A 1,309-nucleotide genomic window follows, 5' to 3' on the forward strand; every position below is an offset into this window, starting at 1 on the left:
TGAGGTGCCCTTTTCTTCCGGACAGTGGCCCCTACTAGAATAGGGGACAGGCCGGAAGGAATGATAGTTGACGCAGAAGCGAAGAAAGTTCACGCTTGAGTTCAAGGAAGAAGCCGTGCGGATGGTGATCGAGACATCCCGTCCGATCTCCGATGTCGCACAGGAATTGGGCATCCTGGAAGGAACCCTAGGGAGCTGGGTCGCCACCTACCGGCGTGCCCATGCCGGTGAGGCCCCGCCGGCGACCGCCGACGAAAGTGCCCGGCTCCGCGAACTCGAGCGGCAGAACCGCGAGCTGCGCATGGAAAACGAGTTCCTGAAAAAAGCCGCGGCGTACTTCGCCAAGGATCATCGGTGAGCGACACGTTCGAGTTCATCGATGCGGAGTACGCCGCCCGCACCACCGCGAATGCTGGCACACCGACGCCGTCCATCATCCAGATGTGCGCCTGGCTCGACGTCTCCCGTTCCGGCTTCTACGAATGGCGTGACCGCCCCGCCTCCGCGACCGCGACCCGCCGCGGGGAGCTCGCCGCGCTCGCCGTCCGGTCGTTCACCGCCTCCGACGGGACCTACGGCTACCGTCGCGTGCACGCTGACCTGCTCGCCTGGGGCCGCCCGTGCGGCCCTGAGCTCGTCCGAGCCCTCATGCGCGAGCAGGGCTTGGAGCCGTGCCAGCCACGCCCCTGGCGGCACACCCTGACCGACCCCGACGAGACCCCGGCCGCGATCCCCGACCTTGTCCAGCGCGACTTCACCGCTGACGCCCCCGGAACCAAGATGGTCGGCGACATCACCTACATCCCCACCTGGGAAGGCTGGCTGTACCTCGCCACCGTCATCGACTGCCACACGAAAGCAGTAATCGGCTGGGCCACAGACGACAACTACAAAACCGCGCTCATCGAAACCGCCATCACCATGGCCGCACGAAACCACCAGCTCACCGCCGGAGCTATTTTTCATTCGGACCGCGGAAGTAACTATACGTCTACCCAGTTCGCCGCTACGCTGAAGGGACTCGGGATCCGTCAATCCGTCGGCCGGACCGGGATCTGCTATGACAACTCGATGGCCGAGTCGTTCTTCGCGACCCTGAAGAACGAACGCGTCCACCGCACCGTCTACCCCACCCGCGAACATGCCCGACGCGATATTGCCCGATACATCGAGCTTCGCTACAATACGACACGCCGCCACTCGGCACTCGACTACCGCACTCCACGACAGGTCCACGATGAATACCTGAAAAAGCAGCCAGCTGCATAGATCAGCTTAATAGCAGCTGTCCGGATTCAACGGGGCACAC

General features: G+C 63.4%; 1 protein-coding gene. It reads left to right on the forward strand.

Features of this window, described 5'->3' with window-relative positions:
• Window positions 1–67 precede the first annotated feature (67 nt).
• A protein-coding gene (locus FREUN1FDRAFT_RS39100) for an IS3 family transposase (protein WP_085948947.1) occupies window positions 68–1,269 on the forward strand; the annotation gives its coding sequence in 2 pieces (ribosomal slippage) (window positions 68–332 and window positions 332–1,269; 1,203 coding nt in all).
• Window positions 1,270–1,309 lie beyond the last annotated feature (40 nt).

Source organism: Parafrankia sp. EUN1f (assembly GCF_000177675.1).
In the GTDB taxonomy this organism is placed as follows: Bacteria; Actinomycetota; Actinomycetes; order Frankiales; family Frankiaceae; genus Parafrankia.